We start from the raw sequence: 23,953 nt of genomic DNA, 5'->3' as shown, positions 1-23,953 counted from the left end.
CTTGTAGTTCCATAAAAAGAGGTCGACGACCTCTTTTCTTTTTGGAGGGAATATGAGAAAAGATAGAAATAATAATGAAATGAGAAACATAAAAATACAAAAGAATTATCTAAATCATCCAGATGGTTCTGTCTTAATAGAATGTGGGAATACAAAAATCATATGTACAGCTATGATAGAAGATAAAGTTCCATTTTTCTTAAAAGGTAAAAATACTGGGTGGCTTTCAAGTGAGTATTCCATGCTACCAGGTTCAACTGATACAAGAAAAGTTAGAGATTCTTCAAGAGGGAAAATTGATGGCAGAAGTCAAGAGATACAAAGATTAATAGGTAGAAGTTTAAGACAGGCAATAGATCTTTCTAAAATAGGAGAGAGAACTATTTGGATAGATTGCGATGTAATTTCTGCTGACGGGGGTACTAGAACAACTAGTATAAATGGAGCTTATGTAGCTTTAAGATTAGCGGTTGATAAGTATATAGAAAAAGGGATTTTTAAAGAAGATCCTATAATCAGTAAAATAGCCGCTCTATCTGTTGGAGTAGTAAATGGAGAAAGTTTAGTAGACTTGTGCTATAAAGAAGATTCAAAGGCGGATGTTGATTTGAATTTAGTTATAAATGATAAATTTGAATTTGTTGAAATTCAAGGAACTGCCGAAGGAAGTCCTTTCTCATTTAGTAAATTAAATGAGCTTTTAGATTTATCAAAAGAGTCTTTTAATAAGATATTCGAAATTCAAGAAAAAGCTAGCAAGAAAAATAAAAAGATTGTTTTATCTACAGATAATGAGCATAAAGTTGAAGAGATAAAGAAAATTTTAGATGGATTAGACGTTGAAATACTAACTAAGTCAGATATATTAAGTGGTGATTTAGAGGTAGAAGAGAACTCAAACACATTAGAGGGAAATGCTCATATAAAAGCTGTAGAGTTGAAAAAATATACTAAACATTGCGTTATAGCTGATGACACTGGGTTATTTGTAGATGAACTCAATGGAGAACCGGGAGTCAGATCAGCAAGATATAATGATAAGTTTGACCACGACGATAAAGAAAATAGAAAATTGCTTTTGAAAAATTTAGAGAAATCAAACAGTAGAAAAGCTCAATTTAAAACTGTTATAGCATATATAGGAGAAAATGACGAAGAATTATTTTTTGAAGGTATCTGCAAAGGTGAAATAACTAAGACTGAAAAAGGTGAAGCAGGATTTGGATATGATAGTATATTTATGCCAAAGGGATATGACAAAACTTTTGCTGAATTAGGAGCTGAAGAAAAAAATAAGATAAGTCATAGAGCAAATGCTTTAAAAAAATTCAGAAAATTTATTGAAGAAGAATTAAGTAAATAAGAGGGTTTACAGTGTAAATTAAATTTCAGTTCTTCAAAATTTGAGGAACTGAAAAATTTATGCTTGAAACATTAGTAAATTTTTGATAAAATAAATTCTGTTGTAGGGGTATAGTTCAGTTGGTAGAACATTGGTCTCCAAAACCAAGTGCCGTGGGTTCGAGTCCTGCTACCCCTGCCATATAGTTACCGTTATTTACTAAGGTTTTAGTGAATAGCGGTTTTTTTATTTAAAACGTATTAAAAATTAGTGTGATAATTTAAGTTTGTATTTTAGTAATTTGAAATTGATTTTTTATCATATTTACTATATATTATTTTAGAATGGAGGGGTAGTTTGAAGATATTATTCGATGCCAACGGAGGAGACAATGCACCTTTTGAAATAGTAAAGGGAGCTATAGATGCTAGAAACGAACTTGGTGTAGAAATAGCCCTTATAGGGAATGAAAATGCAATAAAGAGTTCGTTAGATGAATTAAATGAGACAGCAGAGATAGTCAATGCGACCGAAAATATTGAAAACAATGAAGAACCTGCTTTTGCACTTAGAAAAAAGAAAAATTCTTCAACAGTTATAGGGTTAAGTCTTTTAAAAGAAAAAAAATATGATGCCTTTATATCTGCAGGAAGTACAGGTGCATTATTAGCTGGAGGCCTTTTTATAGTTGGGAGAATAGAAAATGTAAAGAGAGCTGTTTTACCAACTTCTATACCTAATTTAAAAGGATCTACTCTAGTTATAGATTCTGGGGCAAATATGGACTGTAGCGAAGATTTGCTACTACAATTTGCAAAAATGGGAGATCAATATTTAAAAATCAATGGAATTGAAAATCCAAGAATAGGACTTTTAAATGTAGGAGTTGAAGAACACAAAGGAAATTCTTTGACTAAGGCAGTTTATCCTATGTTAAAAGAATCAGGATTAAATTTTGTTGGAAATGTTGAAGCAAGAGATATATCATTAGGCGTTTGTGATTTAGTGGTATGTGATGGCTTTGTAGGGAATGTAATGTTAAAGAATACTGAGGGTACAGCTTATTTTGTTTCAAAGGCACTTGAAAAATTAGTTGCTAAAAGTAATCTATCACAAGAAACTCTTAAAGAAGTAGGGAGTTTAATGGCAAATGCTAAAAAATCACTTGATTATAGTGAGGTTGGTGGAGCTATATTGCTAGGAATAAAAGAAATAGTAATAAAAGCACATGGAAGTTCTGATAGTAAAGCAATTAAGAATGCAGCTAAACAAGCAATGTCTGCATATGAAACAAAGATAATTGATAAAATAGAAGAAATTTTTAGTAGGTGAGGAAATGAGAGAAAGAATTTTACAATTAATAGCAGATCAATTTGGAAGAGACGTAGATGAGTTAGAAGAAGAAATGACTTTTGTTGAAGATTTAGGGGCTGATTCAATAGACATAGTTGAGCTTGTTATGAGTATTGAAGACGAGTTCTCTATTGAGCTTGAAGAAGAACATTTAAAAGAGCTATCAACAATTGCTGATGTAATAGATTACGCTCAAGAATTAAACATTGAAGGTTAATAAAAAAGACATCAATAAATTGTATTCTGAGATAGGATATGAATTTGAAAATCTACAATATTTGGAAACAGCCTTAACGCATTCATCATATGTAAATGAAAATTCTGGATTTGGCGAAAACAATCAAAGATTAGAGTTTTTAGGCGATGCTGTGCTTGAGTTAATAATCACTGAGGAGTTGTTTTTAAATAATTTAGATTTTAGAGAAGGTAAGTTATCTAAGCTCAGAAGTAAGGTTGTAAGTGAACAAGCTCTATACAAAGTTGCAAAGAAAATAGATTTAGGTGCTTTTATGAGGTTTGGCAAGGGAGAGTTCAAAGCTGATGGGAATTATGGAGCAGCCATAATGTCAGATGCTTTAGAGGCATTAATAGGTGCGATATATCTTGATGCCGGGCTTTGTAAAACGAAAGAAATTGTTTTAAATTTATGTAGAGAAAATTTAACAGCAGCATTTTTTAATAGATAATTTATCATAACAAGTGCAACATAAATAAACTCATAGCTAATCAGCTGTGTTAATATGTAAGTGACCAAACAAAACATATTAAAAGGAGTGATTAACTATGAGCTATAACCATCTTACCATAGAAGAAAGATCTTGTATTTACCAATTTTTAAATTTAGGAATGAGTATAAGGAAAATTGCACAAGCACTTAAAAGGTCACCTAGTACAATATCTAGAGAAATTAAAAGAAATTCATCTAAGATAAAAGTTAGTAGGGGAAGTTACACTAAGTACTTTCCGATAAAGGCAAATGATAAATATATTGATAGAAGAAAAGACTGCCATAGAAAAAGTAAATTTTCTAAAGATGTTATTGATTATTTAACTGTAAAGATTAACGAACATTGGTCCCCTGAACAAATATCAAATAGAAACACAAATGAGATTCATGAATTACCATCTACATCAACGATATATAGAATGATACACGCCAAAAAGCTGCCAAAAACTAGTATGAAAAATTTGAGAAGAAAAGCTAAATTTAAAAGGCCAGCAGAAAAAAGAGGAAAATTCAATGATAAAGGTAGAACAATTAAGAAAAGACCTAAAGAGATATACAGAAGGCAAGAATTAGGCCACTGGGAAGCAGATACAGTGGAATCAGGCAGATTAGATCATAAAAGGAAAAGTAGATGTTGTTTCGTAACTTTAGCAGAAAGAAAATCTAGATATTATATAGCAATCCTAGTTGAAAATAGAAAGTCGGAAAGCGTAACACCAGCAATAATAAATGCATTAAAAGATTATCCAAAAGAATTAGTAAAAACAATAACCTTTGATAGAGGTAAAGAATTTTCAGAATTTGAGAAAATAGAAAAAGAATTAGGATGCAAAACTTATTTTTGTGATCCCTATTGTGCATGGCAAAAAGGTACAAATGAAAATAGTAACGGACTTTTGAGGGAGTTTTATCCTAAGGGTATGGATTTATCAGAAGTGAATATTGATGAATTAAATTATAACTTAAGTTTAATGAATAATAGACCTAGAAAATGTATAAAATATAAAACACCTAAAGAAGAACTTTTTGGTCTCTTACCATAGGTGTTGCATTTGATTTGACAATTCGTCAATAAGATCAATATAGATTATAAGTCTTTACTTCAAGAGTATTCTCAAAACGAAGTTAATAAGAAAGTTAAATATGTATTGAGCGCTGAAATAGGGCCTGACAATAATAAGACATTTTTATATGATGTTTTTTTAGACGGAGAGTTACTTGCAAAAGGTGAGGGTTCGTCTAAGAAGAAGGCTCAACAGATGGCAGCTAAAGAGTGTTTGATAAAATTAGGAGAGATATATGAGTAAAAAAAATATAATACCAATTTTTGTACCTCATGAGGGCTGTCCCAATGACTGTGTGTTTTGCAATCAAAGAAAAATCACAGGTATTTCAACGTCAATAACAGAAGAAGATATTAAGAATACCATTGAGACTTATTCAACTTATTTTAAAAACAATAATAAAATTGAAATAGCCCTCTACGGAGGGTCTTTTACTGCAATTGACATGGATAGTCAAGAATGGATACTGAAGGCGATAAATAAGTATGTTTCGTTAGAGAAGTTTGATTCTATTAGACTATCAACCAGACCAGATGCAATAGATGAGGAAAGGTTGAACCTATTATCTAAGTACAATGTAAAAACTATTGAACTAGGAGTTCAAAGTTTAGATAGAGATGTTCTTAGAATGTCTAAAAGAGGGCATAGTGTAAGTTCAGTTTACGAATCAGCTGAACTCATAAGGTCTTTTGGATTTAATTTAGGTTTACAACAAATGCTTGGGTTGTATGGGGATGATTTAGATAAGAGTTTATTTACGGCTAGAGAGTTTGTGAAAATAGGACCTAAATTTGTGAGGATTTATCCGACTTTAGTCATAAAAGACACAGAACTTGAAACGCTTTACAATTTAGGAGCATATAATCCACTTAGTGTGGAGGAAGCTGTTGAATGGGTATCTCAAATAATGCCTATTTACACTAAAAATAATATAGAAGTTATAAGAGTTGGACTTCAACCAACTGATAACATACAACTTGGAAAAGATGTTGTGGCTGGACCTTTTCATCCTGCAATAAGACAATTGGTGGAGAGCAAACTAATTGTGCAACAAATTTTAGAGGTATTGAAGGAAGAATCTCCAAAGAAAATAAAGATATTTGCTTCAGGCAGAAATATTTCTCTAATAGCAGGTAACAAAGGAACTGGTAAGAAATATCTTGTAGACAAATTGCATTTAGATAGTATAGAAATGAAAATAGATCAAAAATTGGAAGATGAAATTAAGATTTATTTTGCGAACAGAGTGATATACATTAAGGCTGGTGAGTAGATGATTTTAAAAACCATATACATACAAGGGTTCAAATCATTTTTAAATAAGACAAAAATTGATTTCAACAACTCTATAACAGCTATAGTTGGACCAAATGGAAGTGGAAAGAGCAACATAACTGATGCTATCATTTGGGTTTTAGGAGAAACTTCAATAAAAAATCTTAGAGGAAATAAGATGGAAGATGTTATTTTCTCGGGAACTGACAAGAGAAAAGCTACTGGTTTTACAGAGGTAAGCATTGTATTTGACAATTCAGATGGAAGCATCCCGCTTGATTTTAGAGAAGTTCAAATAACTAGAAGAATGTATCGCTCACTTGAGTCTGATTTTTTAATCAATGGAACTAAGTGCAGATTAAAAGATATTAGAGAATTGTTTTTGGACACAGGTATAGGCAAAGATGGATATTCTCTTATAAGCCAAGGCCAAATAGATAGTATTTTAAGTAATAAACCTGACGAAAGAAGACAGATATTTGAAGAAGCAGCTGGAGTTTCAAAGTATAAGTTAAGAAAACACGAAAGTGAATTGAAATTAAAACGTACTAAAGAGAATGTTTTAAGATTAAATGACATATTATCAGAATTAGAGACTAGGGAAGATGATTTAAAAATAGCTTCTGAAAATGCTGCTATATACTTAGAAAAAAGTAAGGAACTAAAAAGACTAGAAATAAGTTCAGCTTCGTATGAATTAGTTGACTTAAATAATAAAGTAAATACCAGCCAAGAAGAATTGAAAGTCCAAGAGGAAAATCTCACTAAACTTCTTGAAAATATAGACTTTTCAAAGAATGAAATAGAAAGCGTTTCTCTAGAAAGTGAAAGTTTAGAAAAAGAGTTAGAATTAGCTAAGAATAAACTTAGAGAGCATGAATTAGAGCTACAACGTGAAAAGTCTGAATTAGAATTGATGTCCGTGAAGGTAGACAACTATACTAAAAATTTAGACAATAGTATTTTAGCTCTAACAGAAATGGAAACTTCATCATCAAGGGCAGATGATAGAATTGTCGAACTAAAGCAAGAAAAAGAAGACTATATTTCAAAAAATGACAACTTAAAATTAGAAAGTGAGCAACTTTCGAAAAAAATAAATAATCTAACTTTTGAGTTAAATAAAAAGGAAGAAGAAATCAATTCTCACAACTTGGGAATTAAGAATATAGAAAATGAATTATCAGCTATTAATTCAAAACTTAGTATTCTTGATGTAATGAAGTCTGAAAAATCTGGAAGACTTAGTAACATTAAAGAGAATTTAAAAACTTTGTATGCGAACAATAGTGAAATTGAAGATTTAAGATTAGCAGCTGAAGAAAAATATACAAATACTAAAGAGAATTTAAAATCTATTAGAGAAAGTATAGGAAATAAAAAAGATCAGAAAGAAAAATTAAATGGTTCTCTATCTGGAATCTATGCTTCTTTACAAGAATTACAAAATAAGCTTTCTCATAAAGAAGCCCAATATACTGCACTTAAAAATTTAAATAATTCTTTTGAAGGTTACAATAAGAGCGTAAAAAGTCTTATGAATGTAACTAAGAGAGGAGACTTCTCTAAGGAAATAGTAGGCCCTGTAGCAGAAAATTTTAAAGTTAAAAAAGAGTATGAAACGGCTATATCCGTTGCTCTTGGAGCATCTCTTCAAAATGTAATTGTAGATAAATTGAGTTCAGCAAGAGAGATAATAGAATACTTAAATAGACAAAAAATGGGAAGGGTTACATTTTTACCTATGGATAGTATGAAATTCAAACCATCTGGAGATGTGCCAAGCTCGGATAGTGTTCTTGGTTTAGCCTATGAACTCATAGATTTTAGCCCTGAATTTGGAAATATATTTAAAAATCTATTAGGAAGAACTTTAGTTGTAAAAGATTTTAATTCCGGAACTAACATATCTAAACAATATGGAAATAGATATAGAGTAGTTACTCTTAGAGGAGATAGCTTTAACATAGGAGGTTCTGTTACTGGCGGAAGTTTAAATAAATTCACTTCGGAGATAGTTTCCAGAAGAAATGAATTGGCTGAACTAGAAAAAGTTATAAAGACACTATCAAAAGAAAAAATTGATTTAAATGAAAAATACCAGAAATTAAAGTTTGATATAGATACAATTGATGAAGAAATAGTATCTTCAAGTAGAGAAGAACTTGGATTAAGTGAAGAAATTATCAAGATAGAAAATAATTTATCTGGCTTGAATAGTTCTTTAAAGTCAAATCAAATCTATATTGAAAAGTACACTGTTGAAGAAACAGATTTAGCAAAGCAGATAGAAGAAGATTTTAATACAATTAAAGAATTAATCGAAAATAGAGAGCATTTCAATGATAAAATGGCGAAGAGTAGTGCGGATTTAGATGACAGTAGTTTAAATACTTTAAAAGAAGAATTAGAAGGTTTAAAGGAAGAGAAATTACAGCTTACTCTTAATATCAATGATGTAAATGCGAAGATACTTTCTTTGCAAAGAGAGATGGAACTTATAAATGATTCTGAGACAAATGCAGAGGTTAATAAAAACAATTTGAAATCTACTATAGATAACTTAAGAGAAGAAATAGAGATTTCAAATAATAAAATATCTCAAACAAAGATACAAATAGAATTACTAATTGATTTAAAATCAAAAGTTGAATTAGAAGTTAGCTCATTTGAAGAAAATAAAAAGACTTTAGTTGAAAACATAAAATCAAAGAGAAAAAATTTAGAAGACTATCAAGATAAGAGAATTTATCTAGAAGCTGAAATCGCCAAGATAAATTCAAAGATTGAGAGATTGGAAGATAGAATCTCTATCATAAGAGAACATATATTGGAAACTTATGGAATTTCAGAATTTGATGAAACTGTTGAAGACATAAAGGTTTCAAAATCTAAAATTTCAGAATTAAAAAGAGAAATAGAAGAATTGGGAACTGTAAACCTTGGAGCTGTTGAAGAGTATAAACTATTAGTGGAGAGGTTAGAGTTCACGCGAAATCAAATTGATGACATGCTTGAGTCTCAGAAAGAGATAGAAGAAATAATATCTAAATTGGAATCTGAAATGAAAGTCCTGTTCTCTAGCACATTTAATAAAGTTTCTAAGTATTTTGAAGAGATATTTAAGATTTTATTCAATGGCGGAAGAGCTAAAATAGAGTTGGAAGAAAATGTATTAGAAGGTGGAATTGAGATAAAAGCAGAGCCACCAGGAAAGAAATTGCAGTCACTTTCTCTATTATCCGGTGGAGAGAGAGCTCTTACTGCGGTAGCTTTATTATTTGCTCTTTTAAAGGTAAGACCCGCACCATTTTGTATATTGGATGAAATTGATGCGGCATTAGATGATGCAAACATTAAAAAATATGCAGATTATTTAATGACATTAGAAGATATTCAATTTATAATTATTACACATAGGAAATTAACTATGGAGATTGCCAATGTTCTCTACGGAGTGACTATGGAAGAAAAAGGTATTAGTAAGATAATTTCAGTTAAACTTGACTAGGAGGGAACTATGTTTAAGTGGATAAAAGATAAGTTCAAGGGCAATAAAAGTGAAACTATCGAAGAAAAAGATTTAAAAATAGAAGAAGAAATTAAAGAATCTATTGAAGAAGCTATTGAGGAAGTTCAAACAGAAGAAACTGTAGCTACAGAGCAAACTGATGAAAATCTTATTCAAGAAGATATAGTTGAAGAAGAGATTGTGGAAGAAGTATCAACTATTGAACTTGAAGAAGTTTCAGAAGAAGTAGAAGAGGCTAAAACTGTAGTAGAAGAAACAGAAGAAAGCATAGAAGAGCTATCAACTGAAGAATCAACTGTAGAAACTATTGTCGAAACTCCAGAACCTCAAGAAACAATTGAAGAAGTTAAGGAAGAAACTGTAGAAACAGTTGAAGAAGTTGTAGAAGAACCTCCTGTTGTAGAAGAAGTTCAAGAAAAACCTAAATTTAATTTATTTAAGAAATTAAAAGATGGTCTTTCTAAGACAAGACAAGAAATGGGAGTAAAAATAAACACTATCTTGGGAGCGTATGTAAAGATAGATGATGAATTGTTAGAAGACTTAGAAGATGTATTAATTTCAGCTGATATTGGTATGGAAACAACCATGAAGTTAATAGATAATCTAAGAGAAACTATAATTCAAGAAAAAGTAAATGACCCGAACCAAGTAATGCCTTTATTAAAAGGTGAAATTAAGAAGATAATGAATCCTGAATTGGATTCAACAATAGAAACTTCAAATCCTACAGTAATATTAGTTATAGGGGTAAATGGAGTTGGAAAGACAACTACAATAGGTAAGTTATCTTCAAGATTAAAATCCGAAGGAAAGAGTGTTTTAATTGCTGCTGCAGATACGTTCAGAGCTGCTGCAATAGACCAACTTAAAACTTGGGGAGATAGAGCCAATGTAGAAGTAATAAGCCATTCAGAAGGGGCGGATCCGGCAGCTGTTATATATGATGGAATAAGTGCTGCAAAGTCTAGAAAAGTTGATGTATTGATATGTGATACTGCAGGAAGACTTCATAACAAAGCTAATCTTATGAAAGAGTTGGAAAAAATTAATAAGATTATATCAAGAGATTTTCCAGACGCAAAAAGAGAAACACTTTTAGTTTTAGATGCAACTACAGGTCAAAATGCACTTAGCCAAGCTAAGACATTTAAAGAAGTTGCTGAAATAACGGGTATCGTACTGACAAAACTTGACGGTACAGCAAAAGGTGGAGTTGTAATAGCTCTACAAAGTGAATTGGGAATACCTATAAAGTTAGTTGGAGTAGGAGAAAAAATAGAAGATTTACAAAAGTTTGAAATGGATTCATTTGTTGATGCCATTTTAGAGTGAGGCGTAATGTAATATGTTTAGCAGACCATCAAGAATTGAGATAGATTTAAATAGACTTGAAAAAAATATAGAGGCTATAAGAAAACACATACCTGAGAAAACTAAAATTATAGCCATAGTGAAGAGTAATGCATATAGTATGGGAGATGTGGAAATAGTAAGACATCTAGTAGAGTTGGGGATTTCTAATTTTGCTGTAGCTGCAACTTCTGAGGGGATTAGAATAAGACGTGAATTTAAGGATATAGAAATTTTAGTCTTAGGGTATACTCCTGAGTACTTATATGAAAGTTCAACAAGAAACAATCTGACTTTAACAGTATATAGTTACGATGCTGCTAAAAAAATAAACGAAATATCTAATAAGATAGGCATGGATACCAATGTGCAAATTAAATTAGATACTGGAATGAATAGATTAGGTTTTAAAAATACGGGAGAAAGCTTGGAAGAAATTAGTAAAATTTCAAAATTATCTAACATAAAGATAACAGGAATATTTTCACACTTTGCTGATTCTGAAGAAAATAAAGAATTTACAGAAAAACAATTTAATGACTATATTACTTTTACAAAAAAATTGGAAGAAATGGGCATTGAATTAGGAATGAAACATATAAACAATACAGGTGGAGTTTTTTTACATCCGGAATATTCTTTAGATGCTGTTAGACCTGGGATAGCCTTATACGGTACACACGACGGCAGAAAAGAGGATGCCATAGACTTTGGACTTGAATTCATAGCTGATATAAAGTCAGAGGTTGCCCATGTAAAAACTATCCAACCCGGCGAAGGTGTAAGCTATGGATTGGTATTTAAAGCTGATAAGCCTACTAAAATAGCAACTATACCTATAGGATATTCAGATGGAATATTAAGAGCTATGTCAGGTAAAATAGATGTGCTAATTCAAGGTAAGAGATGCAAACAAGTTGGCGTTATATGTATGGACCAACTTATGGTTGATGTTACAGGTGTGGATTGCAACGTTGGAGACGAAGTTGTATTAGTTGGAGAGCAAGGCTCAGAAAAAATATGGATAAATGAATATTCAGAAGCTGCTGATGAATGTAACACTCCATTCTTGACACACTTAAGCCCTAGATTATGTAGAGTCTATATTAAAGATGGTAATATAGTAAAATCAACTGACGAAATATTAAATTAAAACAAATCCCTTTTTATTTAAGCTATTCAATAAATGAAAAGGGTTTTTTATTTTCTATAAATACACAAAATAGAATAAAAAAATTTTGGCTCTATGTCAAATATTGGGGAGACTCGTTAACTCGAGTCTCTTTCTTTATGTAAAAATGGGCACATAGACGCTAATAAAGATATCAAAACTAAAATAGCAAAAAACAACTAAAAATAAGCATAGCAAATAAAACCCCTAGGGGTTTTGCAAATTTTCCCGTTTTCCTAATCTCTACTTACATGAAAACATAATTCTCTTTCTAAACAAGTCAAAATTTCTCATACCAAAACAATTTCTTTTTAATGTTTTTATCTTTGTATGAGTTCCTTCAAGAGGTCCATTTGACCAAGAGTAATCAAATGAATTACATATTTCTTCAAACCAGTTATTAAAAGAAGTGATACAAGATTTAAATTCTTTTAATTTTGATTCATCTGCTCTTTTTATCCATTCTCTTAAAGCTTTTTTAGCTCTAGTTTTGTTTGGCTGACTAAGTACATACTGGTACCCACAGGGCACACAGTAGAACAATTCTTTTAACTTGTATGCTTCTTTTAATTCCTTGTTCAGTTCAATCATAAGTGATACTTCATTAGCTTGTTCTGAAGTTAGCTTAGAGGTAGGTTTTGTAATTAAACTCTTACTTCTTTTAAAATATTTCCTAAGCTTTGATGATACATCCTTTTGTATTCTCTTTCTAACATTTTCTAATGCCCAGGATACTTGTCTTATGAAGTGGTACCTATCTATGATATGTATTGCGTTTTTAAAGAATGATTTCTTAACTGATTTAAATGTTTTAGACATATCACTTACAAAAAATTTTACTTCGTTTCTTTCTTTGTTTGGTATCTTTTCAAAGTACCCATACAATGTATTCTTATCTCTTGATGGTAAGATATCTATGATAGAGTGTTTAGATCCATCAAGAAGAGAAGTCTGATACCTGTTATTACCACTATCACCTTTAAATTCGTCTATACATAATACTTCTGATAGCCTATCTCTAGAAGCACTTAAACAATTTAAAATTCTTAATACTGTGTTTGAAGAAACATTATACCTATTAGCAATAGAAGATATAGAATACACCTCATCAAACTCAGAAACAATAGCAAAAACAAGTCTATTGGTCATAGTATGACCTTTGGCAATAAAATCAAGATTCCTCTCAAAACGAGAACCACAAGACTTACAATCATATCTAGTTTTCTTTAAGAAAATCAAAGATTTCTTACCTCGGATGTGAGTATCCCTAATCTTTTGAATTCTATGATCATGAACCCAGATCTTTTTAGAACCACAATGAGGACAATAGACATCTTAGAAACAGAAGCGTGAACATTAACAAAATTATTACTCTCATCAACTCTATCAAAAACTACATCTTTAAAACCAAACAAATTCATGATATTATTATTTTGCACTTATATGCACCTCCAAGCTTTGTTTTTGGTTACTTAAAGTTTAGGACTAAAAGCGTATAAGTGCAATTTTTTTTGCAGATAATTTATCATAACAAGTGCAACATAAATAAACTCATAGCTAATCAGCTGTGTTAATATGTAAGTGACCAAACAAAACATATTAAAAGGAGTGATTAACTATGAGCTATAACCATCTTACCATAGAAGAAAGATCTTGTATTTACCAATTTTAAATTTTAGGAATGAGTATAAGGAAAATTGCACAAGCACTTAAAAGGTCACCTAGTACAATATCTAGAGAAATTAAAAGAAATTCATCTAAGATAAAAGTTAGTAGGGGAAGTTACACTAAGTACTTTCCGATAAAGGCAAATGATAAATATATTGATAGAAGAAAAGACTGCCATAGAAAAAGTAAATTTTCTAAAGATGTTATTGATTATTTAACTGTAAAGATTAACGAACATTGGTCCCCTGAACAAATATCAAATAGAAACACAAATGAGATTCATGAATTACCATCTACATCAACGATATATAGAATGATACACGCCAAAAAGCTGCCAAAAACTAGTATGAAAAATTTGAGAAGAAAAGCTAAATTTAAAAGGCCAGCAGAAAAAAGAGGAAAATTCAATGATAAAGGTAGAACAATTAAGAAAAGACCTAAAGAGATATACAGAGGGCAAGAATTAGGCCACTGGGAAGCAGATACAGTGGAATCAGGCAGATTAGATCATAAAAGGAAAAGTAGATGTTGTTTCGTAACTTTAGCAGAAAGAAAATCTAGATATTATATAGCAATCCTAGTTGAAAATAGAAAGTCGGAAAGCGTAACACCAGCAATAATAAATGCATTAAAAGATTATCCAAAAGAATTAGTAAAAACAATAACCTTTGATAGAGGTAAAGAATTTTCAGAATTTGAGAAAATAGAAAAAGAATTAGGATGCAAAACTTATTTTTGTGATCCCTATTGTGCATGGCAAAAAGGTACAAATGAAAATAGTAACGGACTTTTGAGGGAGTTTTATCCTAAGGGTATGGATTTATCAGAAGTGAATATTGATGAATTAAATTATAACTTAAGTTTAATGAATAATAGACCTAGAAAATGTATAAAATATAAAACACCTAAAGAAGAACTTTTTGGTCTCTTACCATAGGTGTTGCATTTGATTTGACAATTCGTCTGCATAAAAATATCTGTTAGAGATTTACTCCCCAACAGATATTATAGAGCCAAAATTTTTATTGGGTCAAAAAAATAACTTGACAGTGGAGCGTATAGAATGTATACTAAACAAGGTCAATGAGAAAACTTGACTCAAAAGGTGATAATATGATTGAAATTGAAAATGTACTCGAAGTAAATATGTTGTTAGATTTTTATTCTAAGTTACTTACTGAAAAGCAAGAAAAAGCTATATCAATGTATTATGAAGAAGATTTTTCTTTAAATGAGATAGCAGAAACTTTGAATATAACTAAACAAGCTGTATCTGACAATATAAAAAGAGCGGCACAAAATTTAGAACACTATGAAAAAATATTAGGTCTTGTAGAAAACTACAATAACTCTTTGAGCAAAAAAGAAAAATTATTGAGTTTATTAGAAGATCTAAAGAATAGTTCTACAAATTTGGATTTAGAAATATTTGATAAAATTGTTACCTTAATAAATGATGAGGAGGTTCAAAATGGTATTTGAATCACTTTCCGAGAAATTACAGAATACATTGTCAAAATTGACAGGAAAGGGTAGACTCACCGAGAAAGATATAGACGCTGCTATGCGTGAGGTAAAACTCGCACTTTTAGAAGCGGATGTAAATTTCAAAGTAGTTAAAGACTTCATCAAAAAAGTTAAAGAACGTTCTTTAGGACAAGATGTTCTTGAAAGCTTAACTCCTGGTCAACAAGTAATAAAGATTGTAAATGAAGAATTAAAGAACATGATGGGAACTGGAGAGGCTAAAATTGATTTATCAAAGAAGCCTACGGTAATCATGATGTGTGGTCTTCAAGGTGCTGGTAAGACAACTACTTCGGCAAAACTTGCAAGATTAATAAAAAAATCAGGAAACAGACCTTTATTAGTAGCTTGTGATGTATATAGACCTGCTGCAATTAAACAGTTGCAAGTGGTCGGAGAGAGTGTTGATGTTCCGGTTTATACAATGGGAGATAAAATAAGCCCTGTTGATATAGCTAAGGCGGCATTAGAACACGCAAAGAAAAATCAAAACGATGTGGTCATCATAGATACTGCTGGTAGACTTCACATAGATGAAGAATTGATGGAAGAGCTAAAGGAAATTGATAAATGGACTAATCCTTCCGAAATTTTACTAGTGCTTGATTCTATGACAGGACAAGATGCAGTTAACGTTGCAGAATCTTTTGATAAATTGCTTAAACTAACTGGTGTTGTTCTTACCAAATTAGACGGCGACACTCGAGGCGGAGCTGCCTTATCAATAAGAGCGGTTACTGATGTTCCTATAAAATACATTGCCATGGGAGAAAAATTAGACCAATTGGAAGTTTTTCATCCAGACAGAATGGCTTCAAGAATTTTAGGGATGGGTGATGTTCTTTCTTTAATAGAAAAAGCTCAAGCTAATGTTGATGAGAAAAAAGCTAAAGAACTTGAAGAAAAATTAAGAACACAAACTTTTACTTTGGATGATTTTCTAGATCAAATGGAACAAATGAGAAATATGGGTCCACTTGAAGATTTAATAGGAATGATACCGGGAGTAAATAGTAAAGCTTTAAAAGATATTAATTTCGATGGGAAAGAATTTTCCAGAGTAGAAGCTATTATAAAGTCTATGACCAAGGAAGAAAGAACAAAACCTGAAATAATAGATTCTTCCAGAAGAAAGAGAATAGCAGCTGGTAGCGGTACAGATGCTGTTGAAGTAAATAGGCTTTTAAAACAGTTTAAAGAAATTAAGAAGATGATGAAGCAATTTGGAAATATGGGCAAAACAATGAAAAAGAAAAAGTTTAGAATGCCTTTTCCGTTTTAGTGCTAAAAATTTATTTATATAAATTTAATTTGATTATGGAGGTGAATTATGGCAGTTAAAATAAGACTAAGAAGAATGGGAGCAAAAAAATCTCCTTTTTATAGAATAGTTGTAGCTGATTCTCGTAGTCCGAGAGATGGTAAGTTCATAGAGGAAATTGGTTATTACAATCCTTTAACTGAACCTAAAAAAGTAGTTGTTGATGCAGAAAGAGTAAACAGCTGGATAGCAAATGGTGCTAAGCCTACTGATACAGTGGACAGACTATTTAGAGAAAACAGCATTTACGCAGAAAAAAAGAATGTTTCAGAAGAAGCAAAAGTAGATGCAGAGTAATCTCTGATGGAGGTTCAAATGGTTGAATTAGTTGAATACATTGCTAAGTCTTTAGTTGATAATCCAGAAAGTATCAAGTTGGAATCAAAAGAAACTGATGACCAAATTGATATATCTCTGTATGTTTTGCAAAGTGATATGGGAAAAGTTATTGGTAGACAAGGTAAGATTGCTAAAGCAATAAGAGCTGTCCTAAAAGCTGTTTCACTAAAAGAAAATAAAAAGGTCAATTTAGAAATTGAAGAACTTGAATAATTATACAGTTGTAGGTCAAATAATTAATACCAGAGGCATTAGGGGAGAACTTAAGGTTTTACCTTTGACAAGTAAAAATGAAAGATTTTTAGAACTTGAAAATGTCTACATTGGTGACAATTTAATACCTCAAAAAGTAAGTAAAGTACAAATTACTGATAGATTTATCTATATTCAATTTGATGGACTAAACAATATCAATGATGTTGAAAAATTCAAAACTTACTATATTTATGTAAGCGATGAAGACAGAGTTGAACTTGAAGAAGGAGAATATTTTATATCTGATATTATCGGATGTAAGGTTTATAAGACTGACGAAACTTTTGTCGGTGAAGTTGTAGATTTTATTGAAAATCCTGCAAATGACGTTTATGTTATCAAGGGAGAAAAGGAGTATTTAATTCCTCAAGTTTCTGAATTTGTAAAAGACATAGATATTGAGTCCAAAAAGATTATTATAGACCCTATCGAAGGTATGCTAGAGTGAAATTTAGTGTTTTAACTTTATTTCCAGACTTTTTTGAGATTTTGGAAAGTTACAGTATAATTTCAAGAGCTATAAAAGAAGAAAAAATTGATCTAAATACAATAAATATCAGAGATTTTTCTGAAAACAAACATCATAAAGTTGATGATTATCCCTATGGCGGAGGGCCTGGAATGCTTATGCAAATAGGACCTATTAAAAAGGCTATAGACTCAGTTAAGACAGAAAATAGCAAGGTTATATATCTTTCAGCTCAAGGAAGTGTATTGACACAGAATAAGTTGAAGGAATTATCTAAAGAAGAACATTTAATTTTATTAAATGGACACTATGAAGGTATCGATAATCGTGTTGTTGAAAACTACGTTGATGAAGAAATATCAATAGGGGATTATGTTTTAACTGGTGGAGAGATGGCATCTATGGTACTTATTGATGGAGTAACTAGACTACTTCCAGGGGTTTTATCTAGTAGTGAAAGCTACAGTGATGAATCTCATTACAGAGGTATTTTAGAGCATCCTCAATATACAAGACCTATGGATTTTGAGGGTCTAAAGGTTCCAGAAGTGCTATTAAACGGTAATCATAAATTAATTGAAGACTATAGGCGAAGAGAAGCTCTAAAAAACACTTTTTTGAAGAGACCTGATCTTTTAAAAGAAGAGGTATTGACTTCAGAAGAATTAAATATACTAAATGAATTAAAAAAGGACATATGACGAGAGGAGGGCAATATGGACATTATAAGAGCAATAGAAGCTGAACAATTAAGAGACGATCTTCCATCTTTTAACGTTGGAGATACAGTTCAAGTTCACTATAGAATAATTGAAGGTTCAAGAGAAAGAGTTCAAGCTTTCGAAGGAACTGTTATAAAAATTCAAGGAAAGAGCTCAAGAAGAACTTTCACTGTTAGAAGAATTTCTTATGGTATAGGAGTTGAAAGAACTTTTCTTATGAATACACCAAGAATTGCAAAATTAGTTGTAGTTCGTAAAGGTAAAGTTAGACGTTCTAAACTTTATTACTTAAGAGATAGACAAGGTAAAGCAGCTAAAGTTAAAGAAAAAACTAACTATTAATATAAAACTCAGGGTCGTAAGATTCTGAGCTTTTTTATTATAAAGTTATACATACTTAGAATTTATTTAACTTTTATTTTTTAATGATTATAGTTATAATATAATCATTAAAGGAGTTAGAATATGAAGAAATTTTTTATTATCATACTATTATTAATAATAGGAGGCGGAGCAGGGGCTTTATTTTTATTAGGGCACAGAGGCTCTGGAGAAACCTCTAAAGCTTACCAAGGTTTTAATTTTGTTGTAGAGGGAGATAAGATAAAGAAAGGTGAATTTGATAAGATAGATGGTCAATATTACCTATCTTTAGATTTTATAAAAGAATATGTAGATGAAACTGTAAAATATGACGAAAATGAAAAGACTGTAATTTTTGTAAATGAGCAAGGCACAAAGAGAATTAAAGTTGGAGCAAAAGAAGGAGTTTTAAACTCTCAAAAGATAGGATTAAGAGATCCTATAATAGAAAAAGATTCTAAAATCTACGTTCCAATAGAAGCTTTTATATATGACTATCCAGTAACTTTAAAGTTTATCCAAGATAAAAATTTATTGATTATGGATTATGACAACTTGGAATATGCTGTTGGAGTATCTCCTGGAGATGGATTGAACATGAGAGAGTCAGATAGCACTAAATCTCCAATTGTTTCTATTCTTAAAAATGGAGATAAGGTCTATGTATATGGTGAAGAAGGCGACTTCTATAAAGTTAGAGAAATTGAAGGATATGCCGGATATATAGCTAAGTCCAAATTAGAAGTGAACTTACCTAAGAATAGATTTAAAATTGAAAAAGATAAAAAGAAGAGAGAGGCTAAGGCCCCTCTCAATTTAACATGGGACTATACTTACGCTAGACAGTCAGATGATGTGGTTAGCAGCATAAAAGAACTGCCAGGCGTGAATGTAATATGCCCTACATGGTTTTCCGTTAGCGATGGTTCAGGAAATATAATTGATAGAGGAAGACAAGACTATGTAAAGAAGTATAATGATTTGGGTGTAGATGTTTGGGGATACTTAGATAATTCTTTTAAAGCTGATTTAACAACAGAATTTTTAAGTAAGAGTTCATCAAGAGAAAAAGCTATAGAAAAAGTTTTAGCTCTTACAAAACAATATGGATTAAAAGGAATAAATATTGATTTTGAAAACACTAAAATAGACGATAGAGATGGAATAACTCAATTCGTAAGAGAATTGACAGGGGTTTTCCATGCTAATAAATTGTTGGTAAGTGTTGATGTGACACCTCAAATTTCATCTAATGTAAAAAAAGAACCTTATGACAGAAGAGAACTTGGCAAGATAGCAGATTATGTTATGCTAATGGCTTATGACCAACACTGGTCTACATCAGATAAAGCAGGTTCTGTAGCTGAATATAATTGGGTTGAAGGAAATATAAATTTAGTTATAAATCAAATACCAAAAGAAAAACTTATATTATGTGTTCCATTTTATTCAAGACTTTGGAGTGAAGACGATAAGTCTTTGAATAGTGATGCACTTTCAATGGGACAAGTTAATAAAATTTTAGCTGATAGAAATGCAAAAATAGAATGGGATAACAAGGCAAAACAAGATTATTCTGAATACACTTATAATTCAAAACATTATAAAATTTGGGTTGAAGATTCTAAGTCTATTGAGTGGAAAACTTCTCTTGTTGGAAAATATTCTCTAGGTGGAGTTGCTAGTTGGAGAAGAGGTTTTGAAACTGGAGATATATGGCAAACTATAAAAAATGTTCTAAAAGATATAAAAAAAATTTAACAATTGTTTGACAAAAGTTTTAAGGGGTTATAAAATATCTCTATACTCTGGAAAGGAAGTGTTATTATTTTAGCAGAAACACATAGACGAGTAATCCGAAGAGTTAATCAAGAAATAAAAAATGAATATGGAATTAATTTAAATATAGATAAACTTACATGGGGTTCTGTAGCTCCAGATGTACTACCTTATTATAGAATGATAAGACACTATAAAGATGAAAGTATAAAATACATTTCAAAAGAAATAGTGTTGTTAATTCATCTATTTAGGTATTCAAAACTTGAAAATTTAAATAAAATTCAAAATAATTATTTTTCAAGAAAATTAGGGATAATATCACATTATTTATGTGACTATACTTGTTATCCTCATGCATATAGAAAAACATACATGGGCAATATGAGAGAGCATATGAAATATGAATCAGACCTTAACAAATATTCTGCAAAGCATGAATTTGAACTATTTTCATTTAAGAATTTGAATGTCAATAGTGAAGACAATCTTGTTAAATATGTTGAAGAATATATCGAAAGCATAGTTAAGGAATATATGTTAAATCAACCTAATTTCTCAAATGATTTGAATTTTGGTTTTTTATTGTCTTGATAATTTATCATAACAAGTGCAACATAAATAAACTCATAGCTAATCAGCTGTGTTAATATGTAAGTGACCAAACAAAACATATTAAAAGGAGTGATTAACTATGAGCTATAACCATCTTACCATAGAAGAAAGATCTTGTATTTACCAATTTTTAAATTTAGGAATGAGTATAAGGAAAATTGCACAAGCACTTAAAAGGTCACCTAGTACAATATCTAGAGAAATTAAAAGAAATTCATCTAAGATAAAAGTTAGTAGGGGAAGTTACACTAAGTACTTTCCGATAAAGGCAAATGATAAATATATTGATAGAAGAAAAGACTGCCATAGAAAAAGTAAATTTTCTAAAGATGTTATTGATTATTTAACTGTAAAGATTAACGAACATTGGTCCCCTGAACAAATATCAAATAGAAACACAAATGAGATTCATGAATTACCATCTACATCAACGATATATAGAATGATACACGCCAAAAAGCTGCCAAAAACTAGTATGAAAAATTTGAGAAGAAAAGCTAAATTTAAAAGGCCAGCAGAAAAAAAGAGGAAAATTCAATGATAAAGGTAGAACAATTAAGAAAAGACCTAAAGAGATATACAGAAGGCAAGAATTAGGCCACTGGGAAGCAGATACAGTGGAATCAGGCAGATTAGATCATAAAAGGAAAAGTAGATGTTGTTTCGTAACTTTAGCAGAAAGAAAATCTAGATATTATATAGCAATCCTAGTTGAAAATAGAAAGTCGGAAAGCGTAACACCAGCAATAATAAATGCATTAAAAGATTATCCAAAAGAATTAGTAAAAACAATAACCTTTGATAGAGGTAAAGAATTTTCAGAATTTGAGAAAATAGAAAAAGAATTAGGATGCAAAACTTATTTTTGTGATCCCTATTGTGCATGGCAAAAAGGTACAAATGAAAATAGTAACGGACTTTTGAGGGAGTTTTATCCTAAGGGTATGGATTTATCAGAAGTGAATATTGATGAATTAAATTATAACTTAAGTTTAATGAATAATAGACCTAGAAAATGTATAAAATATAAAACACCTAAAGAAGAACTTTTTGGTCTCTTACCATAGGTGTTGCATTTGATTTGACAATTCGTCTCTTATAAAATAGCATCATTTATAATCGAGACAATTTATTCATATAACGAAGAAATGGGTTATCAATTTATTTAAAATAAATTTATTAATTTCTCCCGTCTTGTTGATGGGAGATTTTTTGGGGGAAAAATGAGAAACAATTCAGAAGTAAAAAGTTTAGATTTAAAAGAAACACAAATGGCAATTAAATCTTTGAAAGATTATTTTCAAAGAGATTTAGCTAATACATTAAATTTAGCTAGAATATCAGCTCCAATTATGGTAAGACCTGAAACGGGTATGAATGATAATTTAAGTGGTGTCGAAAGGGCAGTTGCATTTGATTTCAGAAAATATGGAATAGGTGTTGAAATTGTACAGTCTCTTGCTAAATGGAAGAGATATGCATTAAATGAATATGGCTTTAAATATTATGAAGGTTTATATGCAGATATGAACGCTCTAAGACCAGATGAAGAACTTGATGTAATCCACTCAGTGTATGTAGACCAATGGGATTGGGAAAAGATTATAAAGGCAGGAGACAGAAATGTTGAGTTTTTAAAATCTACAGTGAGACAAATCTTTGAAGTATTTAAGAGAGCTGAAGAGTATATCAACCAAGTATATCCTTATGTATTAACTCAAAAATTACCTGAAGAAATTTTCTTTATAACTTCTGAAGAGCTGTTAAATAAATATCCAAATATGACTTCAAAAGAAAGAGAAAATGCTATAACTAAAGAGAAAAAAGCTGTATTCATAATAGGGATAGGCTCAAAGCTTTCTAATGGAGAGCCACATGATTCAAGAAGTGCTGATTATGATGATTGGTCTTTAAATGGGGATATATTGTTCTGGAACCCTGTATTAGAAAGTGCTATGGAATTATCTTCTATGGGAGTTAGAGTTGATGAAAAATCATTAGCTAAACAACTTGAATTAGCTGGAAGAGAACACCTAAAGGATTTAGCTTATCATAAGGGAGTTCTTGAAAATACTCTTCCACTAACAATTGGTGGAGGTATTGGGCAATCAAGACTTTGCATGTATTTCCTTGAAAAAAGACACATAGGTGAAGTTCAAGCATCAGTTTGGGATGAAAAAACTATTGAAGAATGTAAGAAAGATGGAATAATTCTATTATAAAATTTTTTGTTATTTCATTTTTGGTAACACAACAGATGATAAATATTGTATAATAATATTATCTGGAGGAAACTAATGGAGCAACTTTATATCAATGGTGAACAATTGAATTATAAATTTTGTCTAAAAGATGTTAAGAGATTTTTAATTGAAAAATTTTTGTATGATAATGACTCTGAAGCATTAAACATACTTCTTAACATATATCAAATTGAAGAATCTGTTGATAATATATGCCCTACATATATTTCTTTAAAGCACCTAAAAAAAGATATATTAAAGTTTCTAAAAGATAAAGAAGGCGTGGATTTAATAGCTAATAACTTAAGCAGTTTGATTCATGACGATGTAAATAGATTTGAATTGTACGTTTATTTAGAGGGCTATAGAGCTGGTATAAACGCTAAAAAATCTGTAAATCTATTGGAAATAATGACTTGTAAATATTTTACAATCGAACAATTATACAATAGAAAAAAATTATTCAATAAAGAAATTTTAAGACCTGAAATTCTTGAATTAAAAGCTAAGATATTAAATGATTTTAAAAATGATTCGAATGTAAAGAAACAAGTTTACGATTTAGTTTTTAAATTCAATTTAAAAGTTTTAAAGAGAAAAGTCTATAATTTAAATGCTCATGTTGACAAGCAATTGGTATTTAATTTAGATGGAGGCAAAAAAATTAAAGAAACTAACTCTAATCTTACAAGAAGAGAATTAAAAGGTTTGAATAAAAAAATAGTCAAGTTCCTTTGTATGGACGGCATAAGAATATTTGAAAATGCATATTGGGAAGGAATTAATGACCAAGTTATAAAGAGATATAAATAGCATTTCGTGTTATAATTATATA

At 30.5% G+C, this 23,953-nt stretch carries 24 protein-coding genes, 1 tRNA gene and 1 pseudogene; 24 read left to right on the top strand and 2 right to left on the bottom strand.

Going from position 1 to position 23,953, the window contains the following annotated elements:
• Positions 1-52: 52 nt before the first annotated feature.
• The 11 genes from rph to alr all read left to right on the top strand — a co-directional run bounded on the left by rph (position 53) and on the right by alr (position 11,799).
• Positions 53-1,363 carry a ribonuclease PH gene (gene rph, locus B8869_RS03390; RefSeq protein WP_084230319.1) on the top strand — a complete coding sequence of 437 codons (1,311 nt, stop codon included), beginning with the start codon at positions 53-55 and terminating at the stop codon, positions 1,361-1,363.
• Between the two features lie 104 nt (positions 1,364-1,467).
• A tRNA-Trp gene (locus B8869_RS03385) sits at positions 1,468-1,543 on the top strand.
• A gap of 156 nt (positions 1,544-1,699) precedes the next feature.
• Positions 1,700-2,674, top strand: a complete 975-nt coding sequence (plsX, locus tag B8869_RS03380) for a phosphate acyltransferase PlsX (RefSeq protein ID WP_084230318.1) — start codon at positions 1,700-1,702, stop codon at positions 2,672-2,674.
• Between the two features lie 4 nt (positions 2,675-2,678).
• Positions 2,679-2,912 (top strand): acyl carrier protein, encoded by a 234-nt coding sequence (gene acpP / locus B8869_RS03375; RefSeq protein WP_084230317.1) that lies wholly within the window; start codon positions 2,679-2,681, stop codon positions 2,910-2,912.
• Positions 2,902-3,381, top strand: a complete 480-nt coding sequence (locus B8869_RS03370; protein WP_084230316.1) for a ribonuclease III family protein — start codon at positions 2,902-2,904, stop codon at positions 3,379-3,381. Before acpP ends, B8869_RS03370 begins: the two co-directional genes overlap by 11 nt.
• A 97-nt stretch (positions 3,382-3,478) precedes the next feature.
• A complete protein-coding gene (locus tag B8869_RS03365; RefSeq protein ID WP_084229742.1) occupies positions 3,479-4,465 on the top strand; it encodes an IS30 family transposase in 987 nt (328 codons plus the stop codon).
• A 33-nt stretch (positions 4,466-4,498) separates the two neighbouring features.
• Positions 4,499-4,729 (top strand): putative dsRNA-binding protein, encoded by a 231-nt coding sequence (locus B8869_RS03360; protein WP_084230315.1) that lies wholly within the window; start codon positions 4,499-4,501, stop codon positions 4,727-4,729.
• Positions 4,722-5,759 (top strand): elongator complex protein 3, encoded by a 1,038-nt coding sequence (locus tag B8869_RS03355; protein ID WP_084230314.1) that lies wholly within the window; start codon positions 4,722-4,724, stop codon positions 5,757-5,759. The genes B8869_RS03360 and B8869_RS03355 overlap by 8 nt, the downstream gene beginning before the upstream one ends.
• Positions 5,760-9,272, top strand: coding sequence for a chromosome segregation protein SMC (gene smc, locus B8869_RS03350; protein WP_084230313.1), 3,513 nt, complete (start codon positions 5,760-5,762; stop codon positions 9,270-9,272). It abuts the gene before it with no gap.
• A 9-nt stretch (positions 9,273-9,281) separates the two neighbouring features.
• Positions 9,282-10,628 (top strand): signal recognition particle-docking protein FtsY, encoded by a 1,347-nt coding sequence (gene ftsY, locus B8869_RS03345; RefSeq protein WP_084230312.1) that lies wholly within the window; start codon positions 9,282-9,284, stop codon positions 10,626-10,628.
• Positions 10,629-10,641: 13 nt separating this feature from the next.
• On the top strand, positions 10,642-11,799 hold the full coding sequence (alr, locus tag B8869_RS03340) for an alanine racemase (RefSeq protein ID WP_084230311.1): 1,158 nt from the start codon (positions 10,642-10,644) through the stop codon (positions 11,797-11,799).
• 261 nt (positions 11,800-12,060) lie between these two features.
• Here alr and B8869_RS03335 read toward each other — a convergent pair whose 3' ends face one another.
• Together B8869_RS03335 and B8869_RS03330 are read right to left on the bottom strand one after the other, a co-directional pair.
• Entirely contained in the window at positions 12,061-13,089 is a 1,029-nt protein-coding gene (locus tag B8869_RS03335; RefSeq protein ID WP_234989807.1) for an ISL3 family transposase, read from the bottom strand.
• Positions 13,053-13,256: a hypothetical protein gene (locus B8869_RS03330; RefSeq protein WP_084230309.1), complete on the bottom strand. Its 204-nt coding sequence runs from the start codon at positions 13,254-13,256 to the stop codon at positions 13,053-13,055. The genes B8869_RS03335 and B8869_RS03330 overlap by 37 nt, the downstream gene beginning before the upstream one ends.
• 233 nt (positions 13,257-13,489) lie before the next feature.
• Here B8869_RS03330 and B8869_RS03325 point away from each other — a divergent pair, with 233 nt between their 5' ends.
• The 13 genes and pseudogenes from B8869_RS03325 (at position 13,490) to B8869_RS03265 (ending at position 23,931) form a co-directional block, all read left to right on the top strand.
• The gene (locus tag B8869_RS03325) at positions 13,490-14,422 is read left to right on the top strand and encodes an IS30 family transposase (protein ID WP_234989806.1); all 933 of its coding nucleotides are present in this window, start codon (positions 13,490-13,492) and stop codon (positions 14,420-14,422) included.
• 176 nt (positions 14,423-14,598) lie between these two features.
• Positions 14,599-14,967: a YlxM family DNA-binding protein gene (ylxM, locus tag B8869_RS03320; protein ID WP_084231050.1), complete on the top strand. Its 369-nt coding sequence runs from the start codon at positions 14,599-14,601 to the stop codon at positions 14,965-14,967.
• Entirely contained in the window at positions 14,957-16,294 is a 1,338-nt protein-coding gene (gene ffh, locus B8869_RS03315) for a signal recognition particle protein (protein WP_084230308.1), read from the top strand. The genes ylxM and ffh overlap by 11 nt, the downstream gene beginning before the upstream one ends.
• Before the next feature lie 48 nt (positions 16,295-16,342).
• Positions 16,343-16,630, top strand: a complete 288-nt coding sequence (gene rpsP / locus B8869_RS03310) for a 30S ribosomal protein S16 (RefSeq protein ID WP_004821669.1) — start codon at positions 16,343-16,345, stop codon at positions 16,628-16,630.
• A gap of 18 nt (positions 16,631-16,648) precedes the next feature.
• Positions 16,649-16,885 carry a KH domain-containing protein gene (locus B8869_RS03305; protein ID WP_084230307.1) on the top strand — a complete coding sequence of 79 codons (237 nt, stop codon included), beginning with the start codon at positions 16,649-16,651 and terminating at the stop codon, positions 16,883-16,885.
• A complete protein-coding gene (rimM, locus tag B8869_RS03300; protein WP_234989732.1) occupies positions 16,869-17,375 on the top strand; it encodes a ribosome maturation factor RimM in 507 nt (168 codons plus the stop codon). Before B8869_RS03305 ends, rimM begins: the two co-directional genes overlap by 17 nt.
• A complete protein-coding gene (gene trmD, locus B8869_RS03295) occupies positions 17,372-18,097 on the top strand; it encodes a tRNA (guanosine(37)-N1)-methyltransferase TrmD (RefSeq protein ID WP_084230306.1) in 726 nt (241 codons plus the stop codon). Before rimM ends, trmD begins: the two co-directional genes overlap by 4 nt.
• Positions 18,098-18,112: 15 nt before the next feature.
• Positions 18,113-18,460, top strand: coding sequence for a 50S ribosomal protein L19 (gene rplS / locus B8869_RS03290; RefSeq protein ID WP_084230305.1), 348 nt, complete (start codon positions 18,113-18,115; stop codon positions 18,458-18,460).
• Between the two features lie 123 nt (positions 18,461-18,583).
• Positions 18,584-20,242 carry a glycosyl hydrolase family 18 protein gene (locus tag B8869_RS03285; protein WP_084230304.1) on the top strand — a complete coding sequence of 553 codons (1,659 nt, stop codon included), beginning with the start codon at positions 18,584-18,586 and terminating at the stop codon, positions 20,240-20,242.
• Positions 20,243-20,278: 36 nt separating this feature from the next.
• The gene (locus B8869_RS03280; RefSeq protein ID WP_144017933.1) at positions 20,279-20,854 is read left to right on the top strand and encodes a zinc dependent phospholipase C family protein; all 576 of its coding nucleotides are present in this window, start codon (positions 20,279-20,281) and stop codon (positions 20,852-20,854) included.
• A gap of 100 nt (positions 20,855-20,954) precedes the next feature.
• Positions 20,955-21,942, top strand: a pseudogene (locus B8869_RS03275) (IS30 family transposase).
• Between the two features lie 156 nt (positions 21,943-22,098).
• Positions 22,099-23,097 carry an aspartate--ammonia ligase gene (asnA, locus tag B8869_RS03270; RefSeq protein WP_084230302.1) on the top strand — a complete coding sequence of 333 codons (999 nt, stop codon included), beginning with the start codon at positions 22,099-22,101 and terminating at the stop codon, positions 23,095-23,097.
• 75 nt (positions 23,098-23,172) lie between these two features.
• Positions 23,173-23,931: a hypothetical protein gene (locus tag B8869_RS03265; RefSeq protein WP_084230301.1), complete on the top strand. Its 759-nt coding sequence runs from the start codon at positions 23,173-23,175 to the stop codon at positions 23,929-23,931.
• The last annotated feature ends 22 nt before the right edge of the window (positions 23,932-23,953 follow it).

It is taken from the genome of Peptoniphilus asaccharolyticus DSM 20463, assembly GCF_900176115.1.
GTDB lineage: Bacteria > Bacillota > Clostridia > Tissierellales > Peptoniphilaceae > Peptoniphilus > Peptoniphilus asaccharolyticus.
This window is presented reverse-complemented; position numbering and strand designations above follow the sequence as displayed.